The sequence below is a fragment of the Acinetobacter sp. YH12219 genome, assembly GCF_013417875.1.
Taxonomy (GTDB): domain Bacteria; phylum Pseudomonadota; class Gammaproteobacteria; order Pseudomonadales; family Moraxellaceae; genus Acinetobacter; species Acinetobacter amyesii.
Window position 1 is genome coordinate 1 of record NZ_VPDC01000022.1, and the last position, 16,310, is coordinate 16,310.

The window sequence follows — 16,310 nt, forward strand, 5'->3', positions numbered from 1 at the left end:
AATTACTGACAAAAATTTGCTCAAATAAACTTCGAGTAATTTCTACCATCAATCAATGAAAATAATTTCGATCAATCAACTAGTAAAAATCCACACAAGTTGTTCTTCATAATCTCTTAATGATCTTTCTAACATCTCGTCAATGCTAGAAGCTGGACTTCGATAAACTCAACAACTCAACGCTTCGCGTTTCGTTCGTTTCCGTCTATCTCGTCGGTATGGTGCTCATTATAGGGCAATTTCTTACACGTGCAAGTGCTTTTCACTCACAAAGAACACGAGTGTTTTATTTTTATGCACCATTATGGTTCAAAAAACACACTTTATTCACATAAATACATGATATTTATTACAAATATCATGTAAATATTTTTCCTATTTTGCGTGCTTAGTTTTTTACAGGTGCTGCTTTAATCACCACACTCTGTATAACCACTGGGTTTACAGGGACATTTTGGTGCATTCCATAGTTCGCAGTTGGAACTTTTACGATTTTATCGACGATATCCATACCTTTAGTGACCTTACCAAAAACAGCATATCCCGCATTCATTGCACTTTTATTGAGGAAGTCATTGTCTGCAACATTAATAAAGAACTGACTACTTGCTGAATCGGGATGATTCATCCGTGCCATTGCCAATGTGCCGCGCTTATTGCTCAAGCCATTACTAGATTCATTCTTAATCGCTGCTTTTGTTGGCTTCTCCTGCATTTTGACATCCATGCCCCCACCCTGAACCATAAATCCAGGTATCACGCGATGAAAGATCGTACCGTTATAAAATTTTTCTTTTGCATAGCTTTCAAAGTTTTTAGCTGAGATAGGAGCCTTGTCATTGAATAGTTCAATTTCAATATTGCCTTGAGAGGTTTTCATTTCGACAATAGTATTGGCAGCAAAACTGCTTAAGCTCACACATCCAAGTGCTACAGTAAATAAAATCTGTTTTAACATTTGCTAACTCTTCTGATTGATCTCGTACTTGTTATTGACTGTATATTAGTCTTTGATGATTAAAAAGTAATTATTCTGCCATTATTAAAACGAGAACAATGATGACGCAAATAATACCGTCGGACACTGCATTGACACATTTACCGCCTTGGCAACTGCGTGGCGATGCTTTTATTTTGAATTATTGGATCTCTCCGAGTTTTATCCAACAAGCGCAGATGTTCCGTTTAGCGACATCACCTTTGGGTCGTGTGGTTCAGGTGTTATTGGTCCGATATCATGATTCGCCTGTAGGTCCTTATGACGAATTGCTGATTTTAGATCACCCTTTATGGAGTAAGAAAAGGTTAAGTTCGATACCTAAGATTTATGTTTCGACAGATATCTCTGTCATTCATGGCCAAAAACTCTGGGGTATTCCTAAAGAGTTGGCAAAGTTTGAATGGCAACAACATGACAATGAAGTGGTCTGTACTATAGAAGTTGAACAACAAAAGATGCAGATCCGTTTAAAAAAATCACGTTTACAGCGTTCTTTCTATATTAATAGTCATCATATCCCTGCAGCGATGTTGCAAATCAGACAAGCGTGGGAAGGTAAGCGCTATCAATTTTCACCGAAGTTTCGCGGACGGCTATCTAAACTGAAACAGGTAGAATGGCAAAACACACAGGACATTTTTCCAAATTTTTCTGAAGCACGATTATTGCAAAGCTTTTATGTCCCAGAATTTAGCCTCGTTTTTCCTGCTGCAAAAATCCAAGATAAATAACCCAATAAATAAAAACCCAGTGTTTCACGTGAAACACTGGGTTTATTTTATATAAAGGAATGATTAGCTACGTTTATCCCAAAATTTACGGAACTTCGTACTGATCTCAATCACGTATTTTTTAGCTCGGTGCGAAACCGGGGTTAAGTTAATAAAGCCATGGGTTTGATCGGTATATTCTTGATAAAACACTTTCACCCCTTGCTGACGGAGTTTATGCGAATAAATTTCACCTTCGTCATGTAAAACATCATGCCCTGCCGTCACGATATACGCGGGTGCGATACCTGCCAATTTTCCATAGGTCGGTGAAATTAATGGATCATCCAAGGCCACTGCATGCTGTTCCGCATATAAAGCAGTTACGACATCAATATCTTTTTCAGTCAAAACTAGACCATCTTTATAAGCATAGAAAGATGGGTGGCGACTCTTGAAATCCACTACTGGGTAAATTAATAGCTGAGCTTGCGGGGCAAAAACTTTCTGAGCACTGCGCTGCGCAACTGCGGTAGCAATATTGCCGCCTGCACTATCCCCTGCCACCGCAATTCGATTTTTTAGAATTTTAAACTGACGACTATTTTGATAAGTCCAAGCCAAGGCATCTTCACAGCTTTGCATTAATTGAGCTGGGCTGGCCTCTGGTGTTAGAGGATAATCAATACTCAAAACTTGTGCATTAGCATGCACGGCCAATAAACGACAAACTTCATCATGCGTGTCTAAACCACCCACCACAAAACCACCACCGTGATAGAACACGATCATCGGTAATTTTTTATTTGGAGCAGGATGATAATGACGCGCAAACAGCGTTGCACTTTGTAAAGGTAGACGTATATCTTGCACTTGTTTCACAAAGGTCGGCTTGGTCTTGATCGACTCCATCTGTAAATCAAATAATTTACGAGACTTCACATAGTCTTCGGTCACAAAGCCTGACTTACCTTGCTTGAGTTGAGCCGCCATCATGCATTTCACCAGCGGATCTAATTCTGGAAAAATAAACGGATAATCGAGACGTTTTGCGAGGCTTTCTTTGGCAAAGTTAGGAAGACGATCAAGTAACCGAGCAGCCGTACCTTGGCCTTTATCTTTCATATTTTTAAGTGATTCATTCAATGCAAACATGCTCTATCCTTCGAATTATGCTCTTCATACTTTCTACATGATCTAGGTCAAATGTGACCATATTCACATATAAGTCTCAACATCGACATACATAGTACAGACCTAGTTAAGCTAATCTTCTTTTATAGAGTTGTCATTGACAATTTACCCAAGTTTTATGGGTTGATTATGCTAACCCATTCTCGATAAAGGATACTCACCATGGCTAAAAAGATCATCCTTCTGTCTTTTGCGACTGCTTTTTTGGCTGTAGGCTGCGTAGCATTCCCTGAAGATGGTTACTACGATGGACGTTATGATCAACGTTATGACCGCCGTTATGATCATAATGATCGACGCTATGACAATCGTTATGATCGCCGTTATGACAGTCGTTATGAACAAGACCGCCGTACATGGGAACGTCAGCAACAACAACGTAATCGTTTAGAGCTCGAACGTAGAAAGCAGCAACTTGACCAGCGTAACTGGGAACAAAATCGTAAAAATCAACAAGAGTGGGATCGTCGTAAAAACGAACTCGAACGTCAACGTCTAGAACAACAGCGTAAATACTCTGAAGCTGAACGTCGTAAACGTGCTGAACAAGATCGTCAAAAAGTCAGCAAAGAGCGTCAGCGCTTAGAAGAACAGCGCCGTAAAGCCAGTCAAGATCGTAGAAAACAAATTGAGCAAGAGCGCAAAAAAAATATTCAAGATTTAAGAAAGGCATCAGATCAACAACGTAAAGCGGCTGAAGAACGTCGTCGCGCGTGGGAAAATCGCCGTTAATTGTTGTTTTTGCAGATCGGTTAAAAGTAAAAAGCTCATCTACATGATGGGCTTTTTTTTCATTCACTAAAAATAGAAAAGGTAAAAAAAGCAATAGAAAAAAAATAGACAGAAGAGGCATCCTATCTTCTGTCTATTCTTGACTGCCTGTTGTTACAGGTCAGAGAGCATTAAACAATCTTATTGCTGAACTGTAGGTTGCGGTGCAGGCGCAGATTGAACTTCAGCACCTTGAGCTGATGGATCTGCTTGAACCACAGCACCCGATTGCTCTGTCGTTACAGATGCTTCAGTTGCAGACGTTACTTGTGCGGTTTCTGGAGATTCTACAGTTTCTTGAGACGTACAACCTACCGCAGCTAAACCAAAACCTAAAACTGCAACAGCGAATAAACCAATTTTTTTCATCTTCATTATTTCCTTCATTGAATCATTAAAAGCAAAGCTCAACTTTGCCCGAGTCATAATGGAAAATAATTCTGTGAAGTTCCCACCTTCTAAGTTGTACTTTGTACGAGGCACGGTACAGCTTATGAAACGTTTTATTAATCAGGCAGTTTTCATTCATTTTGAGGCTTTACATCATTTATTTAACTCAAGTGCTTTGTTTTTTATTAATAAAATAAATATAAATAGTTTTAAATAAAGCGTGATCAGAGCTTTTGAATACAACAAAGACCAACAAAACTTGCAGCTCAGTTACTTAAGTGGCTGTTTTTATAAATTTCATGCAAAAAAAAGCCTGCTTATGAGAGAAGCAGGCCATAAAAAACACATTCGAAATAAATTCGGAAACTACAGCGATAGAATCTGAAACAAAGAATACTGTGCTGATCATTTTTTGTGAAATATTTAATAAAACTGATACTAAGAGTTTTTATGTATAAATATTAACCACTATTTTTGAGGCAAAAAAAATGCTGATTCTTGGGAAATCAGCATGGAAAAGTGTTTCTAAAATCTAGAGGTAGTCACCATATCCCTCTCTCCAGTGGATATGGTCACTTCCGATAGATAAATTATGCAAATTTTCAGGCACAAAGAGAAACCGTTAAAATTTATGATGAAAATCTATAAATCCGATCAAAATATGATTATACATTCAAATCAATAATTTATATTTTCATAGAATTTAATTTTGCAGTCGATATTTTGCTGAAAAACCATTTATTTGAATAAAAAACTGCATTTAATCGCTGACTTCGCTTGAATTTTTATCCCCTGCCCCGATTTCTTTTATTAATCATGAATTCAAAACGCATGGCAGTTACGCATCGATGTCGTTTGAACGCACAGCTATAAGGACTGAACATGTTTAAGAACCCATTTAAACGGAGTAAATCAATGGCGACTGAGCAAAACCAAGACGCTCAAGATCTTCAACAAGAGCAAGCAGAACAGCAAACTCAAGCTGAAAACGAGCAAGCTGAAGTTTCAGTTGAAGATTTACAAGCACAAATCACCAATTTAGAAGAAAGCTTAAAACTTGAAAAAGCACGTACTGCAAATGCCGTATATGAAGCGCAAAAAAGTGTAGAACGCATTCAACGCGAATCTGAAAAGCATAAAGATACTGTGCTGGAAAAATTTGCAAAACAATTGCTTGAGTCAGTTGATAACCTTGAACGCGCGATTGCTGCGGCAGGTGATGAAAAATCAGGTTTATCTGAAGGTGTAGAACTTACACTGAAATCATTGCTCAGCACTTTAGAAAAATTTGGTGTGGTTGCTGTGGATACTGCAAATGGTTTCAATGCAGATCTTCACCAAGCTGTGGGCATCGATCCAAATGCCAAATCGAATGAAATCGGGACAGTATTGCAAAAAGGCTATAGCTTAAACGGTCGTCTATTACGTCCAGCTATGGTTATGGTTGGTGCATAAACCCAAATTTTCTGAGACGAATTAAAAATTTTAACTAATATTACTTGAAAATTTTTGATTGGCTCTCATATCGGATAACAAGTAAATCCCTTTTTATTTCCCTTTGAGAAAGGGAAGAGTTTGGGAATAAAAGAATTTTAGAGGAAACATCCAAATGGCGAAAATCATTGGTATTGACTTAGGTACTACAAACTCTTGCGTAGCAGTACTTGAAGGCGACAAAGTAAAAGTAATCGACAACGCTGAAGGCGCTCGTACAACTCCATCTATTATTGCGTATAAAGATGGCGAGATCCTTGTCGGTCAATCTGCTAAGCGTCAAGCAGTGACTAACCCTAAAAACACATTATTTGCAATCAAACGTTTGATCGGTCGTAAGTACCAAGACCAAGCTGTGCAAAAAGATATCGGCCTTGTACCTTACAAAATCATCAAAGCTGACAATGGCGATGCTTGGGTTGATGTAAATGACAAGAAACTTGCACCACAACAAATCTCTGCTGAAATCTTGAAAAAGATGAAAAAAACAGCTGAAGACTACCTTGGTGAAACAGTAACTGAAGCGGTAATTACTGTTCCTGCGTACTTTAACGATGCTCAACGTCAAGCGACTAAAGATGCAGGTAAAATTGCTGGTTTAGATGTTAAACGTATCATCAACGAACCAACAGCTGCTGCACTTGCGTTCGGTATGGACAAAAAAGAAGGCGACCGTAAAGTTGCGGTTTACGACTTAGGTGGTGGTACTTTCGACGTATCAATCATTGAAATCGCTGACCTTGATGGCGACCAACAAATCGAAGTATTGTCTACAAACGGTGATACATTCCTTGGTGGTGAAGACTTCGATAATGCATTAATTGAATACTTGGTTGAAGAGTTCAAGAAAGAACAAAGCGTAAACTTGAAACAAGATCCGCTTGCACTTCAACGTTTAAAAGAAGCTGCTGAAAAAGCAAAAATCGAGCTTTCTTCTTCGAATGCAACAGAAATCAACCTTCCATACATCACAGCAGATGCGACTGGTCCTAAACACTTAGTGATCAACGTGACTCGCTCTAAACTTGAAGGTTTAGTTGCTGAATTGGTTGCTCGTACAATTGAACCATGTAAGATTGCACTTAAAGATGCAGGTCTTTCAACCTCTGACATCTCTGACGTAATCTTGGTGGGTGGTCAGTCTCGTATGCCACTTGTACAACAAAAAGTACAAGAGTTCTTCGGCCGTGAGCCACGTAAAGACGTGAACCCAGATGAAGCTGTAGCGATGGGTGCTGCGATTCAAGGTGCAGTACTTTCAGGTGATAAAACTGACGTACTTCTTCTTGACGTAACTCCGCTTACACTTGGTATTGAAACAATGGGTGGCGTGTTAACAGCGATCATTGAGAAAAACACCACGATTCCTGCGAAGAAATCTCAAGTGTTCTCAACTGCTGCAGACAACCAACCAGCTGTAGACATTTCAGTTTACCAAGGTGAACGTAAAATGGCTCAACAAAACAAATTGTTGGGTAACTTCCAATTGGGCGATATTCCACCTGCTCCACGTGGTGTACCACAAATTGAAGTATCATTTGACATCAACGCTGATGGTATCTTGAAAGTATCTGCAAAAGATAAGAGCACAGGTAAAGAGCAATCAATTCAAATTAAAGCTAACTCTGGTTTGAGCGATGCTGAAATTGAAGCGATGATCAAAGATGCTGAAGCGAATGCTGAAGAAGATCGTAAATTTGAAGAATTAGCGAAAGCACGTAACGAAGCTGATGCACTTGTTTCTTCTGCTCAAAAAGCAGTAAAAGATCTTGGCGAACAGGTAACTGCTGATGAGAAATCTGCAATCGATGCTGCTGTAGCTGAGCTTGAAGCAGCGACTAAAGAAAACGATGTAGATGCAATCAAAGCGAAAACTGAAGCACTTCAAAACATCATTATGCCGATCACTCAACGTGCTTATGAAGCTGCACAAGGTCAAGGCGGTGCTGAAGGTTTTGATCCTAACGCTTTCCAAGGCGCTGAAGGTCAAGCTCAAAAAGCAGATGACGGCGTTGTAGATGCTGAGTTCACTGAAGTAAAAGATGACAAAAAATAATTTGTCGCTTTAACTGAGTTTTTCAAAGCTCAAAAAGACCGCGCGAAAGCGCGGTTTTTTTTGTGGATGATTTTATCTGCATCAGGCAATATTCAAATAACACGCTTAAGCTCAAACAGCCACATTCATCTCGACTGCCAATCTGTCTAAACTTAGATTTGCATAGCACTAAATTTCAGTTAAATTAATGCAAAATAATCAAGTTTTGCGACGCTATGCGTTTGATTTTAATTATTGTTGTCATCGTTTTGAGTACTTGGTGGATCTTTCAAACCAAGCAGCATCCTCAACTGAAATTTAATTCAATTTCAGATCGACTTTTACACCCTCTCGATACCCGACTGCGTTATCGGGTTGCTGATGTCGATCCGCGTTTTGGATTAAGCCAGCAACAAGTCATTCAACTTAGCCAAGAAGCCGCAGAGATATGGCATAAAGGAACACTCAAACCGTTATTTATCTATGACCCAAATGCACAACTGGCAATCCATCTAATTTATGATGATCGCCAAGAACAATACAATGCCTATAAGCAAGTCCAAAAGACCTTAGCCGCAGATAAAGCCCGTAATGATTTATATGCCGAGAACTTAGCAAATTCGAGAAAAGGTCTGGAGATGAATGAGCAACAGCTCCGATCAAAACAAGCCATGATCCGTGCGGAAATCGCACAGCTGTCGCAAGAACGTATGAGTTGGAGCCGAATCGAGCATGCGCAAGGCCCCAATATGCAACGCGTTGAAAGAGAACTTGCGCAAGTCAAAGCACAAGCAATGCAATTAGACCAAGAAATAGATCGATTTAATCAGCAAAATGATCAATTTAATCAACAAGTCTCAAGCTATAACCAGCAAATCGATCAATATAATGCAAGCTTGATACAAGCCAGTCAGCGCTTTCCTGCAAGAGAGTTTCATAAAGGTGTCTTTATGGGAGATCAGATTCAGATTTATCAATTTGATGCCGAAGATGATTTACGCCTCACCCTTGCCCACGAACTCGGACATGCTCTCGGCTTATCTCACCATAATGACCCTACTGCATTAATGTACCCAATCTTGGGCGCGCAACAATTAGAAAACTTTAAACTGATGCCAGCAGACCAAAGCTTACTGTATTATCGCTAGTGTGCCCTGAGCATAAAAAACCATACAATTTATAAGGATATTGCAGGATTCACCAACAAAAATCAGCATTTCATGTTATTGTTGATCTGCAATAATCCCCTTATATCAATGACATCTTCCGTGGAGAGCAATGTGAGTTACTACCATATCTTAATTGAAGTGAATGACCACATCAGCACGATTGAACAAACCCGTGATATTGAGCTTTTTGATATTACCGAAATTCAACCTTATCTCCATGCGGTACTTTTACCATTTTTTAATGAGCAACTCATTGAACTCGAAGACGAAAATCTTGAGTTTAAAGATGTCTTGCATTTACAGGTCAAACAAACCCTATTGCCGATCCGTGACCTCATCGAAGAAGAACAACGCCTGCTTCCGAGTGATACCGATGTCACCATTACGGCATATGAAATTTTTAATAATTATCAATTGACTCAAGACGTGACTACCGTAATTTTAGATCTATTAGAAGCGCTTAAATTTGAAGCCTAATATCGATTTTAAACATTAAAAAAGCCCTCAAAATGAGGGCTTTTTTATGGCTCAATTCATCATCGTGATTAGATCGAGAATGAAGATCCACATCCACACGTGGTTGTCGCATTCGGGTTTTGTACCACAAAACGAGAACCTTCAAGACCTTCAATATAGTCGACTGTTGAACCAACTAAATATTGATAGCTAAGTGAATCCACCAACATTTTCACGTCTTCATTGATAAATTCAGCATCATCTTCGTTTTGGCTTTCTGCAAAATTAAATCCATATGAGAAACCTGAACAACCACCACCAGTCACATATACACGTAACATGAGGTCTTGATTACCTTCACTGTCACGCAATTGGCGTACTTTATTGGCAGCATTGTCAGTCAGCACAAGTGCTTGAGCATTCATGATGGATTCCTCTGAGTCATTGGGGTGTCTTTAAAAAGAAAAGACCATATTTCAAGTATAACATACTCAATATATGGTCAGTCTTCACAGTTTAAAGTTAAATCAGAGTATTTTTCTCAAGATTCATTTAAAACTTATTTATAGTTTTCTTCCTGTAATGCGCATTCGAAGTTTTTCGGGTCTTGTTTACAGCGGAATTGCCATAATAATTTCATCATTCGCTTGTCGTAGATACCACGTTTAGTCAAATCAATACGCGCTTCACGCATCATTTTTTGATAACCAGCTTTGTCTGCAGTGGGAACATCCATCCAATATTTAGCTGGAATTTCTGACTTCATTTTGCCTAAAATCGTGAATGCACGAGGTAATTGTGTTTTGACCCAATCACGTGATTTTTGCCCATAACCTGCTGGGAATTTATCTGGGCGAATAATGATATTTCCCGTGACTTGTAAAATTGGATAATTGACGATTGCGCCTTTGCTGCCTAAACCTTTGTGTAATTCTAATGGTTTGAACACAGCTGCAGGAGCACCAATAATATCCACCTGACCATTGTTAAATTTAGCGCCAAAATTGGTTACATCGGCACTGACCGCTTGAGCCCCGACCTGCTGCACCATAATTTTCTGCGCTTCATCATAATCAAGCACCGCAATTTTTTTACCTGCGGCTTTAGCGACAGTATTGATACTACGATCATTCACCAACAGGTAGGCATCACCAACAGGTATCACACCTGCCACTTCATATTTACTATTGACCATGCTCTTAGCAAATGTTGGACTTGCAAGACCTTGCATAACTTTTACGGCCAATTTCAAATCTGGAATCGCACCAATCGCATCTAAAGAACCGGTAAAATTATTGAATTGGCGACCACGCATACCAGTAACACTGATCCCATCACATTTACCCGCTTTAAAATCTTCCGCAATCACCGCTTCATTTTGACTGACGCGGAGCTCAATGTCTGCGCCCCAGTTTTTTGCCGCCAATTGATAATCTTTCATCAGGGTAAAAACATCACCATTTTTACCAACCAAATCAAATACACATACCACTTGCTTCGCTTGAGCTACGCCATTTACCGCCATTAATGCAGCAGCAACGCTCAATGCCTTTGTCCATTGTTTCATACTGACTTTCCTTGTTTTTTTACTGTTTTTGTTTTTAACCATTTTTTGAATTTTGGGTCATGCTGAGTTCGATTCAATTGACTCACAGCCCTCGATTTGAATTTAGATTACCTGAATATTTTGCTGACTCAATGGCGAGAATGACCTATGAATTTGCAAAAAAAAGCCTGGATAAATCCAGACTTTTTTCTTTAAATATCAGCTTATTCGCCGCCAAGTGAACATTCAAAATTGGCTTTATCGACAGAACAACGTGCCTTTTTCAAAACAGACATCATGCCTGCATCGTAAATGCCACGCTTCGTCATATCCATACGACCTTCACGCAGTAATTTTTGATATTTGGTTTTATCTTCTGCACTTAGGTTAAGTTTATATTTCGCAGGAATACCCGCTTCTAGACGGTTAATCATCGCGATACTCTTCGGTAAGTGTTTCACAAACCAATCACGTGATTTTTGACCAAAGCCAGCTGGGAATTGGTCAGGACGAATAATAAAGTCCGCAGTCACTTGTAGAACTGGGAAGTTAAACATCGCACCATTGGTACCTAAACCTTTATAGATCTCTAATGGTTTGTAGGCATATGCAGGCGCACCCACCATATCCACCTGACCATTATTAAACTTCGCCACAAAGTTAGATACATCTGAAATCACAGCTTGAGCGCCGACACGTTGCACCATGATTTTTTGTGCTTCGTCATAGCCTAAAACTGCAAACTTTTTACCTGCTGCTTTTTCAATTGAGTCAATTTTCTTGTCTTTGACAAAGATGAACGCTGAACCTAGTGGGGCAATACCCGCCACTTCATATTTCTTACCACCTAGATTGCTGACCATTTTTGCAGCATTACGTTGGTCTAATGCAAAGGTAATCGCACGTTGTGCAATCGCATTGCTCGGTGCGCCACCCAGCGCATCAATAGAGCCTGCAAATTTATTGTACTGACGGGCACGCATCGCCGTCATAAATACGCCGTCACATTTCCCTGCTTTAAAGTCATTATCAGCTACTGCTTCGTCTTGACGCGGAATTAAGTTAATTTCAGCACCCCAGCCTTTTGCTGCAAGCGCCCATTCCTGAGCCATTTGATATGACTCGCCTGACTTACCCAGTAAGTCAAATACACAGATATCTACTTTTGCTGCCTGAGCTGAACCAGCAAAGCCAATTGCAGCAAATGTAGCCAATGATAGGAGGGTTTTTTTCATTCTATTTTCCTTTCAAATCTTTTTATGGTTCAGAGGTGTCCTTACACAACGCCGATATTAAGCAAGTTAATTTAAAAAAAATAGAGCATTTACTCCATTTATTTATGTCATTTTGGCATATTCTGTTTTTCTGTGATGCATATCACTTTTTATTCAAAGTGAAATTATAAATATAATCATCATCTTAGATTTGCAAAAATGGCTTTTTACATTTACAGCGTTTGCATCAAAATTTACAAAGAAATACAGAAAAAAGCTTATTCACCCGCCACTGAACACTCGAAATTGGTTCGCTCAATCGTACAACAGGCTTTTTTCAGTACCGTCATCATAGTGGAGTCATAGATCCCCTGTTTGGTTAAATCCATCCGTCCTTCACGCAATATTTTCTGATATTTCAACTGATCATCTTTGCTGAGATTCATCTTATATTTGGCAGGAATTTCAGCTTCCATGCGTTTTACCATGGCAAAACTTTTTGATAATTGCTTAACGAACCATTGCCGAGAAGGCTCTGCAAAACCTTCTGGGAATTTATTATTACGAATAATCAGGTCTGCCGTGACAATCACCACAGGAAAATTAACCATCGCCCCAGTAGTGCCTAAGCCTTTTGAAATTTCGAGTGGCTTAAAGGCATAAGCCGGCGCAGCCACAATTTCAACTTCAGCCTGATTAAACTTGCGAATAAAATTGGAAATTTCCGACATGACTGGTACAGCGCCGACACGGTCAACCATCACTTTTTGCGCATAGTCATAATGCAAAATGGCAAATTTTTTACCTTCAGCTTTTTCTAAATTATTGATATTGCGATCACGGACAAAAATATAGGCTGAACCAATTTGCCCGATCCCCGCCACTTCATAGCTGTCTTTGCCTAGATTGGTAATCAGTCGTTTACTGTTCCGCTTATCTAAGACATAGGTGATGGCTTTTTGCGCGATGGTATTGTTCGGTACACCGCCAATGGCATCAATCGAACCAGCAAATTTGTTATATGCACGTGCCCGCATCGAGGTCATATAAAATGCGTCACATTTCCCTTCTTTAAAATCTTTATCGACTTTGGATTCATCTTGATATGAAATCAGTTGAACTTGTGCTCCCCATGCCTTACTGGCCAGAGACCACTCTTCCATCAGCTTATAAGATTCCCCCGCTTTTCCAAGTAAATCGAACACACAAACCTTCTGATTGGCATAGCTTTGTGCAGACATCACACCTGAAAGAAGCGATAAAATTAAAATTCCTTTTCTCATTTCTTATATTTCCAATATGTTTTATTAATCCATTTAAAACAACAACTTGAAATATTTTTTTAATACTAAAGCCCGTTCAATATACCTAAATACGTGGAATCTGTCACATTTTTTCAGATGGTTGCGATGCTTTGTTTTTTCTTTTGCAAAGCCATCCATTAGAATAGCCCCACATTCTTCTTGTTTAGTTAGTTCCATGATTCAGTTAGACCAACTTTCCATTCGTCGCGGTGGGCGTGTTTTATTTCAAAAAGCATCTATGCAATTGCATCCAGGCTGGAAAATCGGCTTAACTGGTGTAAATGGTGCGGGTAAATCGACTCTTTTTTCTGCGCTTTTAGGTGGAATGGAATCTGATGGTGGTTCATTAACACGTCCTGCAGTATGGACCGTCGCGCATATGGCGCAAGAAATCAAAGCGTTGGATATGAAAGCGATTGATTTCGTTCTATCAGGCGATGAAGAATATTGGGATATACAACATAAACTTGAACATCCAGAACAATTAGACAATGAAGCGCTGGCACACTTATATGGCCGATTTGATGAAATCCATGGCTATACAGCTCCATCAAAAGCCTCACAACTGATGGCCGGCCTGGGTTTCTTTGAACATCAGTCCCAACTCAATGTTTCAAGCTTTTCTGGTGGTTGGCGTATGCGTTTAAACCTTGCGCGTACCCTGATGAGCCGTTCTGACCTATTATTACTCGATGAACCAACCAACCACTTAGACTTAGATGCGATTTTGTGGTTAGAAGATTGGTTAAAAGCTTATGAAGGCACACTGATCTTGATTTCACATGACCGTGATTTCTTAGATGCGGTGACTGATCATATTTTACACATCGAAAATCAAGAGCTGACGCTTTACACCGGTAACTATTCAACCTTTGAACGCACCCGTTCTGAGCGCTTGGCACAACAACAACAAGCCTATGAGAAACAACTTGAAACTCGTGCGCATCTCCAAAAATTTATTGACCGTTTTAAAGCTAAAGCCACTAAAGCTAAGCAGGCTCAAAGTCGTATTAAACAATTAGAACGCATGCAGGAACTTTCTGCCGCGCATGTCGATACGCCATTTACCTTTAGTTTCCGTGAGCCAACCAAAATGAGCTCACCACTGTTACAAATGGAACATGTCGACATTGGCTATGGTGACAAACTGATTGCCACCAATGTGAATTTACAGATTACCCCAAACAGTCGTATTGGTTTACTGGGAATGAATGGTGCTGGTAAATCAACCTTAATTAAATCCTTGGTTGGTGATCTTCCCTTATTACAAGGGACACGCAAAGCCTCGGAACTGTTGAATATTGGCTATTTTGCACAGCATCAAATGGATGCTCTAGATGGCAATGCCAGCCCAATGTTGCAATTATCTCGAATCGCTGACAAAAAAATCAGTGAAGCGGCATTACGTTCATTCTTAGGTAGCTTTGGTTTTAGTGGCGAACGCATGGATACGCCAAGTGAAGGATTTTCAGGCGGTGAACGAGCACGATTGGCTTTGGCTTTGATTGTTTGGCAGCGCCCCAATGTTTTAATTCTAGATGAACCGACCAACCATTTAGACCTTGATATGCGTCATGCGCTAACTATGGCATTACAAGACTTTGAAGGCGCTGTGGTTTTGGTTTCGCATGAACGTCAATTGATTGCCAGTGTTTGTGACGAATTATTATTGGTACATCATGGGAAATGTCGCGAATTTGATGGTGACCTCGTGGCTTATGCCGATTGGCTGCGTCAAGCACGGATCGACATGATGAAAAATAGTCAACAAGCCCCGACTCCCATCAAATCTCAAGTTGAAACTAAACCGACGATTTCCAAAGTCGATAAAGAAGCGCAACGTAAAGAAGCTGCACGTCAGCGTGAATTGACCCGCCCGATTCGTAAAAACATTGAAAAAAATGAAGCGCAAATCAGCAAAATTCAGCCACGCTTAAACGAAATCGAGGAATTATTAGCAGACAGTGCTTTATATGAAGCCAGTCGTAAAGATGACTTACTCAAACTGATGAATGAGCAAACAGAATTAAAAGCCAAACTTGAATCTGTCGAAGAGCAAATGCTTGAATTAATGATGGAATTAGAAGAAATGGAAAGTAGTTTTGAGGCTTAATTTAAAAAGCAAAACCCTAGATTTGCATTATTAAGAAAACCTAACTTAAGCTCAAAAAATCAATCGCCGTGAAATTTAAATGTTCCACGGCGATTTTTTATTTATACTTCACAATAATAATCACACTATAAATCTAAAAAATATTTAAAAAATCGAATGTTCATATCCAACTGGTTATTGCATCGTTAAGGCATTTCTATTCGGAAAGAATCTAAAAATTCAGCGATAGCTTTTACCCTAACTTTGTAAATGAATTCAAAAAATATACTTCACATCAAACTCATTGCCATAGTTATCCATAAAAGCCATTTTTAAATTCAAATCTTGGTTTTAAATTCATTTTTATTTTTTAAATTCAAAATATCGAACCACCTTTTTTGTGGATAAATATTTTTAAATGATATTATCCACAATTATAAATGACTTTGATGTTGAACACTATTAAATGTGAAAATTCACAAAACTTACCCACATTTATAAGATGGATGCATTTTATCTCCACTGACTACATCAATTTAAACTTTTTATTGTTTAAGATAAGGCAGAAGGATGGACTTTTTTTGCCTTTAAAAAGCGTAATTCTTGTATTTTCTAGGTTTGATCAAAATGCCAGATTTCCTGTATTTGCTGCTGTGTTTCAGCTAAACCAATTAAAATTTTGCACTCAGTTTGGTCACGATTAAACTCATATTCTTCAAATTCTACGTCTGGTTTTTGTGGTTTCCAAACCCCATTTTTCACTGCATGTGCAATACGTTCATAGCGGATATAATTACTTTCGACACGCCCGTCTTGCTCATAAACCACCTTAAAGTGCTCATCTTCGTATTCGGCAAGAACGGTATAATTTCCGGTAAAAAATGCATTTACCCAGATGTCACGAATGTGTTCAGGTTGATTGTCCATCATATATA

15 protein-coding genes are annotated in these 16,310 nt (G+C 39.2%); 7 read left to right on the top strand and 8 right to left on the bottom strand.

What is annotated here, in order from left to right; all coding sequences use genetic code 11:
- Window positions 1-388 precede the first annotated feature (388 nt).
- Window positions 389-958, bottom strand: a complete 570-nt coding sequence (locus FTV04_RS13585; RefSeq protein WP_168379531.1) for a peptidylprolyl isomerase — start codon at window positions 956-958, stop codon at window positions 389-391.
- A 101-nt stretch (window positions 959-1,059) separates the two neighbouring features.
- On the opposite strand from FTV04_RS13585, the gene FTV04_RS13590 reads away from it, so the two are divergent.
- On the top strand, window positions 1,060-1,731 hold the full coding sequence (locus tag FTV04_RS13590) for an acetoacetate decarboxylase family protein (RefSeq protein ID WP_180090024.1): 672 nt from the start codon (window positions 1,060-1,062) through the stop codon (window positions 1,729-1,731).
- A gap of 63 nt (window positions 1,732-1,794) precedes the next feature.
- Here FTV04_RS13590 and FTV04_RS13595 read toward each other — a convergent pair whose 3' ends face one another.
- Window positions 1,795-2,865 (bottom strand): alpha/beta hydrolase, encoded by a 1,071-nt coding sequence (locus FTV04_RS13595; protein ID WP_180089967.1) that lies wholly within the window; start codon window positions 2,863-2,865, stop codon window positions 1,795-1,797.
- Between the two features lie 201 nt (window positions 2,866-3,066).
- Between FTV04_RS13595 and FTV04_RS13600 the strand changes: the two genes are divergently transcribed.
- Entirely contained in the window at window positions 3,067-3,636 is a 570-nt protein-coding gene (locus FTV04_RS13600; RefSeq protein WP_078194437.1) for a hypothetical protein, read from the top strand.
- A 180-nt stretch (window positions 3,637-3,816) separates the two neighbouring features.
- On the opposite strand, the gene FTV04_RS13605 is transcribed toward FTV04_RS13600, so the two are convergent.
- Window positions 3,817-4,044, bottom strand: a complete 228-nt coding sequence (locus tag FTV04_RS13605; RefSeq protein ID WP_228144800.1) for a hypothetical protein — start codon at window positions 4,042-4,044, stop codon at window positions 3,817-3,819.
- A 936-nt stretch (window positions 4,045-4,980) separates the two neighbouring features.
- Between FTV04_RS13605 and grpE the strand changes: the two genes are divergently transcribed.
- The 4 genes from grpE (at window position 4,981) to FTV04_RS13625 (ending at window position 9,240) form a co-directional block, all read left to right on the top strand.
- Window positions 4,981-5,520 (top strand): nucleotide exchange factor GrpE, encoded by a 540-nt coding sequence (grpE, locus tag FTV04_RS13610; RefSeq protein ID WP_111885723.1) that lies wholly within the window; start codon window positions 4,981-4,983, stop codon window positions 5,518-5,520.
- Between the two features lie 154 nt (window positions 5,521-5,674).
- Window positions 5,675-7,615 carry a molecular chaperone DnaK gene (gene dnaK, locus FTV04_RS13615; protein WP_078194438.1) on the top strand — a complete coding sequence of 647 codons (1,941 nt, stop codon included), beginning with the start codon at window positions 5,675-5,677 and terminating at the stop codon, window positions 7,613-7,615.
- A 215-nt stretch (window positions 7,616-7,830) separates the two neighbouring features.
- The gene (locus FTV04_RS13620; RefSeq protein WP_180089969.1) at window positions 7,831-8,742 is read left to right on the top strand and encodes a matrixin family metalloprotease; all 912 of its coding nucleotides are present in this window, start codon (window positions 7,831-7,833) and stop codon (window positions 8,740-8,742) included.
- Window positions 8,743-8,862: 120 nt separating this feature from the next.
- Entirely contained in the window at window positions 8,863-9,240 is a 378-nt protein-coding gene (locus tag FTV04_RS13625; protein WP_180089971.1) for a hypothetical protein, read from the top strand.
- Between the two features lie 68 nt (window positions 9,241-9,308).
- Here FTV04_RS13625 and erpA read toward each other — a convergent pair whose 3' ends face one another.
- The 4 genes from erpA to FTV04_RS13645 all read right to left on the bottom strand — a co-directional run bounded on the left by erpA (window position 9,309) and on the right by FTV04_RS13645 (window position 13,262).
- Window positions 9,309-9,644, bottom strand: coding sequence for an iron-sulfur cluster insertion protein ErpA (gene erpA / locus FTV04_RS13630; RefSeq protein ID WP_078189499.1), 336 nt, complete (start codon window positions 9,642-9,644; stop codon window positions 9,309-9,311).
- A gap of 134 nt (window positions 9,645-9,778) precedes the next feature.
- Window positions 9,779-10,786: a putative solute-binding protein gene (locus tag FTV04_RS13635; RefSeq protein ID WP_180089973.1), complete on the bottom strand. Its 1,008-nt coding sequence runs from the start codon at window positions 10,784-10,786 to the stop codon at window positions 9,779-9,781.
- A 203-nt stretch (window positions 10,787-10,989) separates the two neighbouring features.
- On the bottom strand, window positions 10,990-12,000 hold the full coding sequence (locus FTV04_RS13640) for a putative solute-binding protein (RefSeq protein ID WP_078194442.1): 1,011 nt from the start codon (window positions 11,998-12,000) through the stop codon (window positions 10,990-10,992).
- 257 nt (window positions 12,001-12,257) lie between these two features.
- On the bottom strand, window positions 12,258-13,262 hold the full coding sequence (locus FTV04_RS13645; RefSeq protein ID WP_180089975.1) for a putative solute-binding protein: 1,005 nt from the start codon (window positions 13,260-13,262) through the stop codon (window positions 12,258-12,260).
- Window positions 13,263-13,458: 196 nt separating this feature from the next.
- Between FTV04_RS13645 and FTV04_RS13650 the strand changes: the two genes are divergently transcribed.
- On the top strand, window positions 13,459-15,396 hold the full coding sequence (locus FTV04_RS13650; RefSeq protein ID WP_180056038.1) for an ATP-binding cassette domain-containing protein: 1,938 nt from the start codon (window positions 13,459-13,461) through the stop codon (window positions 15,394-15,396).
- 591 nt (window positions 15,397-15,987) lie between these two features.
- Here the strand turns inward: FTV04_RS13650 and FTV04_RS13655 are convergent.
- Window positions 15,988-16,305, bottom strand: a complete 318-nt coding sequence (locus tag FTV04_RS13655) for a hypothetical protein (RefSeq protein WP_180089976.1) — start codon at window positions 16,303-16,305, stop codon at window positions 15,988-15,990.
- Window positions 16,306-16,310 lie beyond the last annotated feature (5 nt).

Bases quoted from the DNA above. Each gene is read 5' to 3' on its own strand.
- FTV04_RS13585 (WP_168379531.1), bottom strand. From the start codon at position 958: ATGTTAAAACAGATTTTATTTACTGTAGCACTTGGATGTGTGAGCTTA.
- FTV04_RS13590 (WP_180090024.1), top strand. From the start codon at position 1,060: ATGACGCAAATAATACCGTCGGACACTGCATTGACACATTTACCGCCT.
- FTV04_RS13595 (WP_180089967.1), bottom strand. From the start codon at position 2,865: ATGTTTGCATTGAATGAATCACTTAAAAATATGAAAGATAAAGGCCAA.
- FTV04_RS13600 (WP_078194437.1), top strand. From the start codon at position 3,067: ATGGCTAAAAAGATCATCCTTCTGTCTTTTGCGACTGCTTTTTTGGCT.
- FTV04_RS13605 (WP_228144800.1), bottom strand. From the start codon at position 4,044: ATGAAAAAAATTGGTTTATTCGCTGTTGCAGTTTTAGGTTTTGGTTTA.
- grpE (WP_111885723.1), top strand. From the start codon at position 4,981: ATGGCGACTGAGCAAAACCAAGACGCTCAAGATCTTCAACAAGAGCAA.
- dnaK (WP_078194438.1), top strand. From the start codon at position 5,675: ATGGCGAAAATCATTGGTATTGACTTAGGTACTACAAACTCTTGCGTA.
- FTV04_RS13620 (WP_180089969.1), top strand. From the start codon at position 7,831: ATGCGTTTGATTTTAATTATTGTTGTCATCGTTTTGAGTACTTGGTGG.
- erpA (WP_078189499.1), bottom strand. From the start codon at position 9,644: ATGAATGCTCAAGCACTTGTGCTGACTGACAATGCTGCCAATAAAGTA.
- FTV04_RS13635 (WP_180089973.1), bottom strand. From the start codon at position 10,786: ATGAAACAATGGACAAAGGCATTGAGCGTTGCTGCTGCATTAATGGCG.
- FTV04_RS13640 (WP_078194442.1), bottom strand. From the start codon at position 12,000: ATGAAAAAAACCCTCCTATCATTGGCTACATTTGCTGCAATTGGCTTT.
- FTV04_RS13645 (WP_180089975.1), bottom strand. From the start codon at position 13,262: ATGAGAAAAGGAATTTTAATTTTATCGCTTCTTTCAGGTGTGATGTCT.
- FTV04_RS13650 (WP_180056038.1), top strand. From the start codon at position 13,459: ATGATTCAGTTAGACCAACTTTCCATTCGTCGCGGTGGGCGTGTTTTA.
- FTV04_RS13655 (WP_180089976.1), bottom strand. From the start codon at position 16,305: ATGATGGACAATCAACCTGAACACATTCGTGACATCTGGGTAAATGCA.